This is a genomic window from Clostridium drakei, from assembly GCF_000633595.2.
In the GTDB taxonomy this organism is placed as follows: domain Bacteria; phylum Bacillota; class Clostridia; order Clostridiales; family Clostridiaceae; genus Clostridium_AM; species Clostridium_AM drakei.
In genome coordinates, this window is record NZ_JIBU02000024.1 from 21,907 (window position 1) to 36,726 (window position 14,820).

The following is a 14,820-nucleotide window of genomic DNA, read 5'->3' on the forward strand; positions in this document are numbered from 1 at the left end:
TATGGCAGTTGAAACAACTTTCGATTTTGATCAGATGTTATCATCCGCAAGAGAAGCTTATGGGGTCGAATTAATGAAAATGGCAGATGAAGGATTAGAATTTGCATTTACTTATTCTGATAATGTTGCACCATCCACATCTACTGGAAAGTTTATAAAAAAATATCCTGAACGTTGTTTTAATATTGGCATTGCGGAAGCCAATCAGGTTGGTATATCTGCGGGATTAGCTCTTTCTGGCAAAATTGTATTTTCACAAGTATTTGGACCATTTCTTCCTCTGAGGGCAGCAGATCAGATACACACAGATATTGCTTATAATGATGTGCCTGTAAGATTGATTGGAACTCATTCTGGGGTTACATCTGGAGGAGGTCCTACCCACAATGTTATTGCTGATTTGTCATTTTATAGAGCAATACCAAACTTAACAATTTGTGTTCCAGCAGATGCAGGGCAGTGTAGAAAATTGGTAAGAGAGTCAATGACTTATAAAGGACCTATGATTATTCGTATTGCAAGAGGTGCGGAGCCAGATGTATATAAAGATAATGATTATGAATTTAAAATTGGTAAAGCTATTACTGTAAAGGAAGGCAATGATTTGACTTTAATTGGGACAGGTAACAGCGTGTATTGGTCTCTTATGGCAGCAAAGGAGCTTGCAGAAACAGGTGTAAATGCTAGAGTCATAGATATGCATACTATTAAACCCTTTGATGTTGATATAGTTTTAAAATCTGCAAAGGAAACAGGTTTTGTTGTAACTGTTGAAGATCAGAGTATTAATGGTGGCCTTGGCGGTGCAGTAGCTGAAGTTATAGCAGAAGCGGGTATACACTGCAAGTTTAAGAGAATTGGGTTACCTGATGAATTCAGTGTTATTGGCGCTGATACTGCTATCTATAAATATTATGGTCTGGATTCACATAGTATTGCTGAAACAGTGAAAAAGATGCTTTAATTTTCTAACATGATTTATAATGATTGCGTAGGGTTGATGGGACTGTTGCACTAAGTATGACTTAATTTTTGTATATGGAATTTTGATTTAATATAAGCACATTGCGACACAACTTTTTAGGTGGAGTCCGCATTGAATATATGGTGTATAGAAGCCAGCCGTTCATTAAGGAGCTCTAATGCCTAAAATTTAAAAAATCTCTACCCGATCAAATGTCCCGTCCTGATTCAAATTACGAGATTTCTTAAATTTTAGACATAAGAGCCCCTAAATTCACTCAAAAGCTTTTATACACCATATATTCAAAGCTCCCTTCACCTAAAAAGTTGTGTAGTAACTATCGTAATTCTAATATAAAAAATTGCTTATAATATATAATGATATGATTCTTGATAAAAAGCGTAGCTTTCATAATACTTATTACTTAGTTTATGTATATTCTTGGCTACTTTTAACATATCTTATGGCGCAGCCTGAAAAAATAGTAAGTTAGTTGATTATTAAATGTATTTGAAAAATACTTGTATGTTTTAGCATTATATTTTTCAATCACGTAAATAATAAGTTTCTTTTAAGATATTTTAACAGAATAGAAAACAGCTACTTTTTAAACTAAATAGATTAGCCTAACAGCAGGCTCCGCCTTAATCTTTAGGCGTTGTAAGTTATGATTAAAAATATAATTTAGCTTACTAAAATTACTTATATCAATGTAATTATGTACATTCACTTGAAGTTGCTAGTTTGAATTTTAACTTTTATGCAGTGATATATGATAAGGGTGTCATCACATTAGCTAAATTGTTTTAATATTATTCTTAGCTCAAAATTTTTGAAAGACTTAGAACTTTAGTCTTGTTTGAGGGAACCGAGTTTGACAAAGTTCTTAGGCCTTCAAAAATTTCGAGCTTTAGAATAATTAAAACATTTAGCCGTGATGACACCCTTATCATATATCACGGAATGAAAGTTAAAATTCAAACTTCCATTGCACCTTTGTGTCGCAATATTTTTAAATTGTTGAAATAGAAACAAAAGTTTAATATAATATTGTTAATGTGTCAACAGATGGGAGGACAAACCATGAACAGGAATAAAGCGGAACATATCATAAAGGGCTTTAGTGATGTATACAACAAGATGGTTTCACTTAATAAGTTTAAGATGGAAGCTAGTCTTAAAGAATATACGTCTTCTGAAGTGCATTGCATCGAATATATTGAAGAAAATGTAGATTCTAATGTTACAAAACTTGCAGAATCTTTTTACATGACTAGAGGTGCTATAAGTAAAATAACTAAGAAGCTTATAAAAAAAGGGGCAATTGAAAGCTATCAGAAGACGGATAATAAGAAAGAAATATACTTTAGGCTTACTAAACAGGGGCAGGAAACTTATAAAATTCATGAGGGATTGCATAAAGAGTTTCAACAGAGGGATAAAGTTGTATTTGATCAGGTAACTGAGGAACAATTAGATATGATGCTTAGCTTCATGAAAAAGTATAGTAGGCACTTGGATGCAGAAATAAAAAAACAAGGTCTAGAAATAAAAGATCAAAGTGATTTTGAATAGTGTGATTGTATCAAGAAATAATTTAAAGCAGAGCTGTGTGAAAACGCTGAAATATTAGCGATTTTACACAGCTTTATTTTATTGTTGACGAGGAAACAATAAAATGGTAGAATGATTATGTTGCCAAGGAAACATAATGACTATTTTTAGAAAGGTAGGAATTTAAAATGAATACACAATGTACAGAACAAATCGTAAGCAGACCAGAAGGTAAAAGAGAAAATATGAAAATTATCGGACTTATGGCAAGCCCACGGAAAGAAGGCAATACCGCTTGGATAGTAAACAAAATACTTGAAGGTGCAAGGGAACAGGGCGCTGAAACTCAATGCTTCAATTTCGGTGATCTTGATATTAAACCATGTCAGGGTTGCTGGGCCTGCCATAAGGGCGATCAGGGGTGTATTATCAAAGATGATATGGAGAAACTTAATGATGCCATGGATCATGCTGACACTATTGTTTTCGGATCACCGATTTATATGATGCAGATGAGTGCTCAGGCGAAGATATTTATCGACAGGATGTTTGCTCGATTTTCTCCGCGATACTCTCCGTATTTCCAAGAAGAAAATGCCGCCCAAAAAAAGCTAATTCTTACGTTTAATCAAGGTAATCCTGACTCCGACTTATTCCAGTCTTATATTGATTATACAAAGCACATGTTTGAGTTGCTGGAATTTGATGTTAAAGAGGTACCTGTTGTTACTGGTTTGCGAAATGGACCGGTGCATGAAAAGGAAGAGCTGCAAACTGCTTTGAAGAATATCGGTTCATCGTTGGTTTCGGAACGATTACTGAAATAATGAGGTAAGATATAGATATTGATTTCAATAATGAAAATGAAACCACAGGAAGTCTAACTTTATTGAGAAAAGGCTGTATTTTATTGTCACTGATTTGTTGGCAAAGAAACAAAAATATAACTTTTGAAAGGAGAATTTAAATGCCCATATTTAGATTATGCAAGGAGATGAACACAGAACAAGCCATAGATAAAAAGGCTTTAATATTTGGTATCATATCTATGTTTCTTTGTGGATTAGGCTTTACTATCGCAGCACCTGTGATTCCATTCTTAGTTAAGCCATATATAAGCAATCCTGGAGATCAAGCTATAGTTGTTACGCTGCTTACCTCTGTTTATGCAGTCTGCGTGTTTTTTGCAGCTCCAGTACTTGGAGCTTTCAGTGACAAATATGGTCGTCGCCCAGTACTTTTAATATGCCTTTTGGGTTCATCAGTGGGGTACTTAGTTTTTGGTATAGGAGGAGCGTTATGGATACTATTTGCTGGACGCATAATAGATGGTATAACAGGTGGGGACATAAGCACTATTTTAGCATACTTTGCAGATATCATTCCTCCAGATCAGAGAACTAAATACTTTGGATGGGCCAGTGCAGTTGTGGGTGTTGGTACTGTCATTGGGCCAACTTTAGGTGGATTACTTGCTAAGTTTGGTTATTCTGTTCCAATGTATTTTGGAGCAATAATAACTATATTGAATGTTGTTTATGGATTCTTTTTTATGCCTGAGAGCCTTCATAGGAATAATAGACTGAAAGAGATTACTTTTGTAAGACTGAATCCATTTACACAGCTTGTAAGCATACTTTCTATAAAAAACTTAAAAAGACTGCTTGTATCAGCATTCTTACTTTGGATACCTAATGGGTCTCTGCAGGCAGTTTTTTCACAATTTACGATGGATACCTTCAATTGGAAGCCTGCAATAATTGGACTTATGTTTTCAATTATGGGATTTCAAGACATAATTTCACAAAGCTTAATAATGCCAAAGCTTTTGATAAAACTCAGTGATAAACAGATAGCAGTCCTTGGAATGGCTTCAGAAATTATAGGCTATGGTTTTATTGCAGCATCAGCTTTGTTTTCATTTTATCCTATTTTTATTGTTGGAATGTTTATATTTGGTTTTGGTGATTCCATATTTGGTCCTTCGTTCAATGGGATGGTCTCCAAATCTGTGGATTCTAGTGAACAAGGAAGGATTCAAGGAGTCAGCCAATCTATTCAAGCTTTAGCAAGAATGATTGGACCTATCATTGGAGGTCAAATATATGTAGCACTTGGACATGCTGCACCTGCTTTTATGGGTATGATACTTACAGCAGCAGCGATACCAGTTTTATATGAAGGTATTCATGTAAATAAGTAAATATAAAGTTTTTAGTATATAATTATTATTTTATATATTCCAGAAATTTAATGCTTTACACTTTCTATGTAAATTTTAGAGTTTATGATATGCTTTAAGTAAATATTTGAAAGAGGAGAGTTTTTTACATGAATGAAAATGTAAATAATGTTTTATGGGAGAACCTTTTAAAAAGTAATGGGATTTCTCTTGATGAGCAAAGTATTGATTTATTAAAGAATATTTCTAAGCCTAAGGTATTAAAAAAAGATATGTTCTTTTTACAGGAAGGTGAAAAATCTACTGAAATAGGTTTTATTATTAAGGGTGTCTTCCGCTCTTATTATATTGATAAATCAGGCAATGATGTAACAAAATATTTTTATTCAGAAGGAGATATATTATTTTCTTATGCAGCATATCTGTCTCAAAAAGAATCCATGTATTGTATACAAGCACTAGAAGATAGTGAGATTCTTGTAGTCAAGATTTCTGATTTTGAAAAAATAGTGGAGGGAAATTATCAATTACTTTTATTTTACAAGAAAATGATTGATAAGGTACTTGTCATAAAAGAAGAGCATGCAATTAGTTTTAAATTATTAGATAGTGTGAAGCGATATAAACAATTTCTTAATACATATCCTGGTTTGGAAGACCGTATTAAGCAGTGTCATCTTGCATCCTATTTAGGAATAACTCCTGTGTCCCTTAGCAGAATAAGAAGAAAATTAAATCTTAACAAATGATAATGCAATAAATCTCCAGGTGATTTATGATGTAATTAATTTTTAGCACTGGAGGTTGATTGTTATGAAAAATGAAATAGTCGTTTTAATTACTGGATGCTCTACAGGAATTGGGAGAGAGCTTTGTAATATATTATCTGAAAAAGGATGTACGGTTGTTGCAACAGCAAGGAATGTGGAAACTTTAAAAGATTTATCTGCATCTTTAAAATTACCACTGGATGTTACACAAAAAGAGTCTATTCACAGTACAATAAATGAAGTGATATCAAGATTTCATAAAATTGATATTCTTATAAATAACGCAGGTTATTCACTTAGAGGAGCTTTAGAAGAAATTGATATAAATAGTTCTAAAAATATGTTTGATGTAAATGTATTTGGTATTATTAACATGGTTCAGGCAGTTGTTCCAGAAATGCGTAAAAAGCAATCTGGTAAGATTATAAATATTGGATCCATTTCAGGAAAATTTGTTCAATCCATTAATGGAGCTTATTGTGCATCAAAATTTGCAGTTGAGGCATTAAGTGACACACTGCGTTTAGAATTACACAACTACAATATTCAGAGTACCGTTATTGAGCCGGGGCCCATGAAAACCAATTTTTTTAACACATTAGTAGACAATTCAAGTGATGTTATGGGAAATCCAAATTCTTGTTATTCACATTTTTATAAATCAGATGACAAGTATAGAAAAAAGCAAAAACAAGCTGATCCTAAATTGGCAGCACAAGCTATTAGTGATATAATTTTAAAAAAAAGACTTAATGCTCGTTATAAAGTTGCTGTTCCTTTTTTATATAAGATAGTTATATATTTTCCAGATTTTCTGAGAGAATATTTTATGAAAAAAAGATAAATAAATTTTAATTATATATTGATTTATTTCCAAAATTTGTGATATACTTATTGAGTGAGTGGATTGCGGTATTGATCAATTTGCTTATTGTATTAAAAATAAATTTTTCTAGATGCAGTAGGAAGCTTGGCAGAGCTACTTATTGCATTCTTTTTCTTTTTTGTCCAAATTTAATGTTATTTCAGAGGAAATCTCATCTTTTTTTAAAGTCGTTTTTGATTGGAACAAAGCTTTCATTAACTCTTGTTTATAACAAAAACCAAGAAGCATAGCAACAATTCCTAGCATTGTGATACATAGAATAGTGATAATAAAATTTAGATTCACAAGACCACACTCCTTTTATATATTTATAGGTGCAATCCGCTCACTTCATGAGGAGAGTTTAGAAAATAATATGTGTTTGTAGCTTAATTGTAGCATATATTATTTTAGAATGTGTTAAACCTTTCATAAAAGACCTTATTTTTGTTATTAATTTATGTAAATATTTAATTAAGTTAAATAAATTATTGAATTTATGGAAAGGTATTTCTGAATTAATATAGAATATTTAATTAGTGATAAATAAATATAAAGGGGTATGATAACTATATGTACAATATATTAATTTTAGAAGACGATCATATTCAGTTGAAGACCCTATCAGAGATTATAAAACAATTAGGTGATATGTATCAAGTATATGAAGCCACAAATACGACAGAAGCTTTTAAGATAGCAAGTCAAAATGCAATTGATCTTTTTTATGTGGACATTAATTTAAAAAATGAATCAGGTTTTAAATTTGCTCTTGAAATAAGGAAAATAAAAAGATATAGACTAAACTGGATAGTATTTGTGACAATTTACAAGGAATATATGCTTTCAGCTTTTAAGAAAATTCACTGTTACGATTATATAATAAAGCCTTATAATAAGAAACAAATTCAAAGAATGACAGAGCTTTTAATGTCAGATGGAAGAGCACAAGTTGCTGTTACGGAAATTAATGAGAAATTTATAATTGTTCCCATAAAGAACATTGAAGTAAAAATATTTGTTAATGAAATAATTTTTGTGGAAGTTTTTATTAGAACTTCAATAATTCATACTACAAATGGTTCCTTCACCATAGATTATTTATCCCTTAAGAAATTAAATTCAATGATAAATGATAAGAATATACTTCAGAGCCATAGGTCTTATCTAGTTAATATAAAATATATCAGTAAAATTGAAAAAACTAATAATAAAACTTCTTATAAGATTTATTTTTATAATACTGACAAAACTGCACTGTTAGGAAATAATTATAAGAAACGTATAATGGAAAGGTTTAATAATGTTGTTGATGAGGAAATAAATGGATAATTATAAAATATTTATCTTAATATTTATAGAAGTAGGAAGTTTTATGCTGATTTGGAATATGTTTAATAGAAAATGTGAAAAGAGATTATATAAAAGCTTACTTGTTATACTTTTTACTTCATCGGTATTTCTAATTACAAATTATATTTATATGCCTATGCAGTTTTTAGTAAATTATTCTTTTTTACTTTTAGCAATTAAATTTATGTTTAAAAAAAATACAAAAGATTTATTATTGGAGTTTGGCTTGGTTATAGTTATTTGTGGTATAATGCAGCTTGCTATAGTGATTATATTTAGATTGTTTATTCCAAGCTTTATGGTGGAAGATAATTTCATATATTCACTTATTGCAAACTTTATTTGTATATTTTTAAGCTATTGTATTTATAGATATATATCTTATGGAAAATTGATGATTTTTTTTAAGCAGAAAAGTTCTAAAATATACTTTTTTTCTGTGAATCTTCTCACATATGTGATTATTTCAAAGTGGATATGGGGTTTTAAAAGACCTGAATTTTTGGATGATATTATAATATATCTTATGATTCCATTAGTATTTATTATAGCGAATTTGGTTTTATTTGAGTATCAAATGAAAAATAATGAAATAAAGAGATCACTTGAAAATTATAAGAAATATGCTCCTGTAATATCTCAGCTATTGGAGGATGTAAGAAGGAGACAACACGATTTTAAAAACCATTTAAATACTGTTTACAGCCTTGTTTTAGTATCCGATGAAAAAAATTTAAAGAAAACTATAATACAATATATAGATTCTCTTGATGCTTCTTTGGAAAATATGGAGAAGATACTTCAAATAGATAACACGGTGGTGGCAGCTATTATCTACAATAAAATAAATGAGGCCGCCAAAAACAATATTGAATTTAAATATATTATTGAAGGAGGTTGTAAGCTCCCTTTTAAAAACTATGAACTTTCAGAGGTTTTAAACAACCTTTTAGATAATGCTTTTGATGCTGTTTTAAATTCAGAAAATAATTTAAAAAAGATATTTTTAAATATAGGGCACCTAGAAGAAAGTTGTATTATAAAAGTTGGAAATACAGGTGAAAGAATAGAATTTAATGATATTGCAAAGATCTTTAATGCAGGGTATTCTACTAAAGAAGGAAAAGACCGTGGATATGGATTATATAATGTAAAAAAAATAGTTGAATCCTATGGAGCTAGAATTCAACTATCCTTTGAAAATAACTATACAGTTTTTAGTATTAAATTATACAATTAATGTTTTTTTAAGCATTCTGGAATTTCAGGCTCTCCAATATAGATAAAACAGTTAGGCCACTTTTCAGTTAAAAATGAACCTAAAAATAGGGGAAGTACGCATAATATTGATTTTACCTTGAAACTGTTAAATAATTTTTTCATAATATCCTCCTTATTTTTTATATAAGTTTATTAAAAAATTTATAATGTCGGCTTTTTAGCCAGCACAAGTTGTACACCTTGTACTAATATAGTGCTGAAGCCACAGTTAACATAGGTTGTACTTTCCAAAAATAATAAAATAATAGTCCATATAGCTACAACTAGAGCTGCTGTAAATTTATATTGCAGCTTTGTTTTATTATCTTTTATAGGTATCCTTGCACTACATATTGGAGCTCGTACTAAAATTATCACTAAACTAATTATGCTTACAAGCAAATAGCATGCTGCTGGCAATTTAGGTGCTGAAGGTGCCAAAACGCTAGTTAATATAAACAACAGAGTTGTTGTAATTAAACAATTCAAGGTGCCTTTTAAATGTAATCCACCAGCAAACAGTCGAGTGGATAGAATTATGAGTAAGGAAAAATAGAAATATTTCTCTTTATGTATTATATTAAAAAATAGTAATAGAAAAACAGTTTTAAATCCTTCACTTAAAAGCACAGTTAAACCATATTGTATTCTTGCTCTGTCTTTAGTATTGTTGTAGGTTTCTGTACAAATCAGAGAAGTAAGTTGTAGAGCTACTTTATTTATCATTTTCAATACACCACCTGTAATTTTAAAATACATTTATCTTAAGAGGCTTGTTTTATATAATACTATGAGTTGAATTACAAATTTATTACAATGTGAAATTAGGCTTTAATATCTATAATATTTCATATTGAAGTAGTAGAATTAGTAATAGATATGTATAAAAGAGATGAGTTAAACCAGTTATAATGAATCCTATAAGTAATGCAGATTAATTCAGCTGCATGTACTTCAGTATAGCTTTGAATTTTTACTATTTTATTAATTATTTTAGTTTATAATATTAGTATTGAAAATTCATTATATAATATAATGAATTAATAAAAAATAAAATCAAGTGATTCTTAGATTTAGGTGTAGATATTAGCAATGGTAGCGGTGGGATAAAGTATAGGAGGAAAAATGAAAAAATATAAGGAAATTACAAAAAAACAATTAATTTTATCAATGATAACTTGCTCAATATTTATATTAGTATATTGGATTTCATTTTATGAATTAGATACTTTATGTAAATTTGGAAGAGTTAATAATAATATAAATGTATTAAAACTATGTATGATATTTTTTCTGGTTTGGTTTATAATTATTGTAGTTAGAATTGTGAAAAATCCAGCAATTACACCTGAGCACAGTGAATATAAACATAGTTTATATTCACGTTATAAAACTATATGGACATGTGTAGTTGCAATAATTATAGTTTTTATAACAAGTTTTTATGGAATGAAAATATATCATAGTGCAATAAATTATAATGGAAAACTATCATGGTTCTTAAGTGATTTAAAAAATAAAAAAACTGTAAAACTTGAACATAATAATATATATGAAAATGGTATAGAAGGAATATTTACAGATATTAATAAAAAGATTCATATGCCTGAAAAATTATATGTTGCAAATAATTTTAGTCTTAACTTTGATTCTAGTGGAAAAATTACAGCTTTTGATACATATCTTTATGGTAAGAATACAAAAGGTGAAATTGAAAGTTATCTAATTAGTTATGATAACAAGAAATCAAAGAATATAATTGTATATTTAAAAGGTTATGTAAGTGCAAATTATAATGATGATAAACTTTTAGAACCATTAATTAAGACAATGAAAGTAATTCCACTTAAGAAAACAGTAATGAACTGGACTGAAGAACAGTATGGTATCCTCTATTCTGGTAAACGAAGCTTTGGATATAATACAAATGGTATTGTTTATATTGATTCGAAAGGGAATATAAACTCAAATATTAATGCTAGTTCTGAAATAATAGGATATACTGTTTCTGTATTTGTACCAGGTAAAGAAAGTAAATATACTCCTGTTAGATATAATTTAACAGATAGGTGATTTAAATGAGATTAAAGTAAATAGAATAACCTGTTATAATTTCAGTAATACCTAAATATTGGAGGCGTAAACTATGATAAAATATCCCTTAATTATAGATTGTGATCCTGGTGTGGATGATATTATTGCTATTCTTGTAGCCCATTCAAAACCAGAATTTGATATTAAAGCTATTTGTTCAGTATCAGGTAATGTAGGAATTGATTTAACTACTCATAATGCTCGGCTTATGGCTGGGCTATTAGGTTTGGATTGTATAGTGGCAAAAGGAGCAGAAAAGCCAATTATTAAAAAGGCTCAACCTGTTACGGTTGTACATGGTTTAGATGGATTTGGTAACTGTGCAAATGCATTTAGCGATGATAAATTATCAAAATTAAGTGATTTAAGTGCAATAGAGGTTGTAAGAGAAATATTAATGGAAAGCAATGAACCTATATACATAGCAGCCACTGGACCATTAACTAATATTGCATTACTCTTGTCAACTCATCCAGAAGTAAAATCCAAAATTGCTGCAATCAGCATAATGGGTGGTGGAATAAATATTGGGAATGCAACTCCATGCAGCGAATTCAATTATTTTACAGATCCAGAAGCTGCATATATTGTTTTTAACAGTGGTGTTAAATTGATGATGTGCGGTTTGAATGTTACATTAAAGGCAACTTTAACTGATATTGAGTTAAATGAAATGAGAAAATTCCATAACACAATATCTGATACAATAGTAAAAATCATTTCAACATATGCAGCTAATGATGCTGCAATTCATGATCCATGTGCTATACTTGCCATTACAAATCCAGAAATGTTTGAATATAAGGATCAATATGTTCAAATTGATATAAGGGACGGTATTACACAGGGAATGAGTTATGTAGATGAAGTACATAATTTAAACAAAGAACCTAATTGCCGTGTTTTTTATGATATAGACAGGGAATTCTTTAGAAAAACTATTGTACAATCTGTGAATATATAATTCGTAATGTAAAAACATTGCGAGGCAAAAGTGCAGTGGAAGTTTGGATTTTAACTTTTATTCCGTGATATATGGTAAGTGGTTCATCACTGCTAAATGTTTTAATTATTCCAAATCTTGTTCATATAATTTCCAGTAAAAATAGGAATGTATTAATTCTACTGTAAGTATTCGTAAAGCTTTATAATCCAAAGGACTACCGTCCTAAAAATTTTTTAATAAGCTTCTGATATTTTTTAGGATGTGCCAGAGGATATTATTAAAATAGTTTAAATATATAAACTAGGCAATAAGTATTATGAAAGCTACGTTTTTTATTAAGAGCCATATATTCAATGCGGACTCCACCTAAAAAGTTGTGTCGCAATGTGCTAATATTACTAATTTACAGTGTGTTTAAATTTCTTAATGCAACAACTTTGTTTATGTTATAATGGAGAATTAAATATTACAAATTTCAATAATCCTTCAGACATAGAACCAATATCAGTGCTTGAGATATTTGATAAATCATGTACACTGCTGTTTAAAGTAATCAATTCTACTTTGGCATGCTCTTGAACACATTTATCATAGAGTTCTTTTGAACTTTTGTAAGGAACCATAGGATCAAAACTGCTGTGTATTATTAATGTATTTGGAATTCCTTTATTAACATAATTCATAGGGTTGAACTTTTTTATAACAATATCTTTATCTTTTATTGAATTAAAAATTTTTGTTAGGTCATAATTTAAATCACTTGTATTTAAAAGATTTAAATCGGTTGGACCTGCAAAATCAATTAAATATTTAACTTTGGATGAATACTTACTTAAAGCTTTATCATCAGTAAAATCATCATTACTGCTGTATCCAGCAAGAAGCGAAAGATGAGCACCTGATGAAACACCAATAACTCCTATTTCATTTGGGTCAAGATTGTAAGTAGAGTTATTTTTATATATCCATCTTATAGTATCTTTAATATCTGCAACTTGTTTATTGAAATCAGCTTTATTTCTATTTAATTCGTAGGAAGTACTTATAATTGTATATCCTTCTTCTCTGAAAGTATTAAGTACAGGACTTAGTACGTCTGGAATATTTTTATCACCATAAACCCAGCTGCCACCATGAACATATAAAATTACTGGAGATGGATTATTATCTTTTTTTAGTGAAGAATAAATGTCCAGTGTCAGCGGAACTCCATTAGTATTTTTATATATGATATCTTTGTAATTCATGGATTGAGACATTTTTAATCCATTAATCTTTGGAGTTCTCATATTATCATTCTTTAAAGAGACATACTTATTAACTAGAGTGTAGGTTAATATGATTCTTTTATGAAATATAGAAATAAAAATAATGATTGCAGCAATTAAAATAATTAGTAATCGTTTAAAAAATTTTTTCATTAAATTCCCCTATACCTAGTAGTAAAATTTCAATTAAAGTTTTGTACTAGGTGTATCCTCCTTATTTACTGGTTGAAAATCATATAACTAAACTTTTGCAGTTTAAAAACAATTATATATATATCATTTTCTATAAAAAAAATCAACAAATACCATAAAATATTAAATCCCACAATGAGAAGTAGATTTTAAAGAATGAAATCACTTCTTATTGCAGAATTTAATATGATTTTAGCTTTTTCAGGTATTATTCATATTAGCTAAATAAACAGCATAACAACTCTTCTTTTGTAACTTTTCCTAAATAGTCATTTATGTTAGTATCTTGCAAAGTATTCTTTACTTCTTCTTTATCATACTTTATGTTTTTTAGTTTTTTTTCTAAAATTTCTATGTCACATTTACCAAAAAAATCACCATATATTTTACAATTTTCTATTAGTCCATTTTTTACATGAAGTCTAACATCTACACAGCCACCTTCAAACCTGTTATATCCTTTATAGTTAAACTTAGGTGAATTGCCAAAATTCCATTCCCAAGAGCCATATTTCTCATCTACCATTTTTTGTATGGATTTTTTATCATTGTTAGTTAATTCATATAGTTCTATAGGTTCATTTAAATATGCAAATATATTTTTTAGCAGCAATTCTTTAAATTCTAGGACATCAACATCATATTTAACATGAGGCTTAATATTAGTAACTCTGCTGGATACAGATTTAATACCCTTTGATTCAATTTTATCTCTTTTTACATTTAATCCTTTAGACAATGTATCTAATTTAGAATTAAAAAGTAGCGTTCCATGATTTAATATTCTTTCTCTTGAAACGCTTTGAGCAATTCCAGAAAATTTCTTACCATCTATTACAAGATCATTTCTACCCGATAATTCACATTTTACTCCTAAATTTTCTAAAGCTTTAATTATAGGAATATTATAGGTTTTAAAGTCTATTTTTGCATTATGTTCTTTAATTTTTGTAATAAATGAAAAATTTAAATTGCCAAGATCATGGTATACAGCACCGCCTCCTGTAACCCTTCTAATAACGTTAATATCATTTTGTTTTACAAATTCCATATTAATTTCTTCTACTGTATTTTGATGTTTTCCAATAATAATTGATGGGCAGTTTCTCCATAGTAAAACATACTCACCCTCTAAATTTCTAAATGCATATTCTTCAAGAGCTAAGTTATAATGTGGATTTGTTGAAATATTTTCTATAAATTTCATTAAATGCATCCCCTTTGTTAATTTATGTAAATTGGGTCTATAGGTAAAGTAAAGTGCCAGTTTTATTCTATCAATTTTATGAAGAAAAATAAACATTAAAGTTTAGGAAAACCTAAGAACTTTGTCAAACTCGGTTCCCTCAAACAGGACTAAAGTTCTAAGGCT

The 14,820-nt window shown here is 29.2% G+C and carries 14 protein-coding genes and 1 pseudogene; 10 read left to right on the plus strand and 5 right to left on the minus strand.

Features of this window, described 5'->3' with window-relative positions; translation table 11 throughout:
* Position 1 precedes the first annotated feature (1 nt).
* The 6 genes from EG57_RS0214160 to EG57_RS0214185 all read left to right on the plus strand — a co-directional run bounded on the left by EG57_RS0214160 (position 2) and on the right by EG57_RS0214185 (position 6,314).
* Positions 2 to 964, plus strand: a complete 963-nt coding sequence (locus EG57_RS0214160) for a transketolase family protein (protein ID WP_032077850.1) — start codon at positions 2 to 4, stop codon at positions 962 to 964.
* A 1,083-nt stretch (positions 965 to 2,047) separates the two neighbouring features.
* On the plus strand, positions 2,048 to 2,539 hold the full coding sequence (locus EG57_RS0214165; RefSeq protein ID WP_032077851.1) for a MarR family transcriptional regulator: 492 nt from the start codon (positions 2,048 to 2,050) through the stop codon (positions 2,537 to 2,539).
* 224 nt (positions 2,540 to 2,763) lie between these two features.
* The gene (locus tag EG57_RS0214170; RefSeq protein ID WP_032077859.1) at positions 2,764 to 3,345 is read left to right on the plus strand and encodes a flavodoxin family protein; all 582 of its coding nucleotides are present in this window, start codon (positions 2,764 to 2,766) and stop codon (positions 3,343 to 3,345) included.
* A gap of 140 nt (positions 3,346 to 3,485) precedes the next feature.
* Positions 3,486 to 4,721 (plus strand): MFS transporter, encoded by a 1,236-nt coding sequence (locus tag EG57_RS0214175; protein ID WP_032077852.1) that lies wholly within the window; start codon positions 3,486 to 3,488, stop codon positions 4,719 to 4,721.
* A gap of 128 nt (positions 4,722 to 4,849) precedes the next feature.
* Complete coding sequence (locus tag EG57_RS0214180) at positions 4,850 to 5,449, plus strand: Crp/Fnr family transcriptional regulator (RefSeq protein ID WP_032077853.1); 600 nt, start codon at positions 4,850 to 4,852, stop codon at positions 5,447 to 5,449.
* Positions 5,450 to 5,513: 64 nt separating this feature from the next.
* Positions 5,514 to 6,314 (plus strand): SDR family oxidoreductase, encoded by an 801-nt coding sequence (locus EG57_RS0214185; protein ID WP_032077854.1) that lies wholly within the window; start codon positions 5,514 to 5,516, stop codon positions 6,312 to 6,314.
* 135 nt (positions 6,315 to 6,449) lie between these two features.
* Here EG57_RS0214185 and EG57_RS0214190 read toward each other — a convergent pair whose 3' ends face one another.
* Positions 6,450 to 6,641 (minus strand): hypothetical protein, encoded by a 192-nt coding sequence (locus EG57_RS0214190; RefSeq protein WP_029160189.1) that lies wholly within the window; start codon positions 6,639 to 6,641, stop codon positions 6,450 to 6,452.
* Positions 6,642 to 6,908: 267 nt separating this feature from the next.
* Between EG57_RS0214190 and EG57_RS0214195 the strand changes: the two genes are divergently transcribed.
* On the plus strand, positions 6,909 to 7,667 hold the full coding sequence (locus tag EG57_RS0214195) for a LytR/AlgR family response regulator transcription factor (RefSeq protein WP_029160188.1): 759 nt from the start codon (positions 6,909 to 6,911) through the stop codon (positions 7,665 to 7,667).
* Complete coding sequence (locus EG57_RS0214200) at positions 7,660 to 8,928, plus strand: sensor histidine kinase (RefSeq protein ID WP_029160187.1); 1,269 nt, start codon at positions 7,660 to 7,662, stop codon at positions 8,926 to 8,928. Before EG57_RS0214195 ends, EG57_RS0214200 begins: the two co-directional genes overlap by 8 nt.
* On the opposite strand, the gene EG57_RS25885 is transcribed toward EG57_RS0214200, so the two are convergent.
* The gene (locus tag EG57_RS25885; RefSeq protein WP_007058920.1) at positions 8,925 to 9,071 is read right to left on the minus strand and encodes an AgrD family cyclic lactone autoinducer peptide; all 147 of its coding nucleotides are present in this window, start codon (positions 9,069 to 9,071) and stop codon (positions 8,925 to 8,927) included. The two genes, EG57_RS0214200 and EG57_RS25885, sit on opposite strands and share 4 nt — an antisense overlap.
* A 39-nt stretch (positions 9,072 to 9,110) precedes the next feature.
* Positions 9,111 to 9,674 carry an accessory gene regulator B family protein gene (locus EG57_RS0214205; RefSeq protein ID WP_029160186.1) on the minus strand — a complete coding sequence of 188 codons (564 nt, stop codon included), beginning with the start codon at positions 9,672 to 9,674 and terminating at the stop codon, positions 9,111 to 9,113.
* A gap of 399 nt (positions 9,675 to 10,073) precedes the next feature.
* On the opposite strand from EG57_RS0214205, the pseudogene EG57_RS0214210 reads away from it, so the two are divergent.
* Together EG57_RS0214210 and EG57_RS0214215 are read left to right on the plus strand one after the other, a co-directional pair.
* A pseudogene (locus tag EG57_RS0214210) lies at positions 10,074 to 11,015 on the plus strand (hypothetical protein); the annotation flags it as partial.
* 79 nt (positions 11,016 to 11,094) lie between these two features.
* On the plus strand, positions 11,095 to 12,006 hold the full coding sequence (locus EG57_RS0214215) for a nucleoside hydrolase (protein WP_032077855.1): 912 nt from the start codon (positions 11,095 to 11,097) through the stop codon (positions 12,004 to 12,006).
* A 428-nt stretch (positions 12,007 to 12,434) separates the two neighbouring features.
* Here EG57_RS0214215 and EG57_RS0214220 read toward each other — a convergent pair whose 3' ends face one another.
* Positions 12,435 to 13,409 carry an alpha/beta hydrolase gene (locus tag EG57_RS0214220; RefSeq protein ID WP_032077856.1) on the minus strand — a complete coding sequence of 325 codons (975 nt, stop codon included), beginning with the start codon at positions 13,407 to 13,409 and terminating at the stop codon, positions 12,435 to 12,437.
* A 256-nt stretch (positions 13,410 to 13,665) separates the two neighbouring features.
* Entirely contained in the window at positions 13,666 to 14,655 is a 990-nt protein-coding gene (locus EG57_RS0214225) for a lipoate--protein ligase (protein ID WP_032077857.1), read from the minus strand.
* Between the last annotated feature and the right edge of the window lie 165 nt (positions 14,656 to 14,820).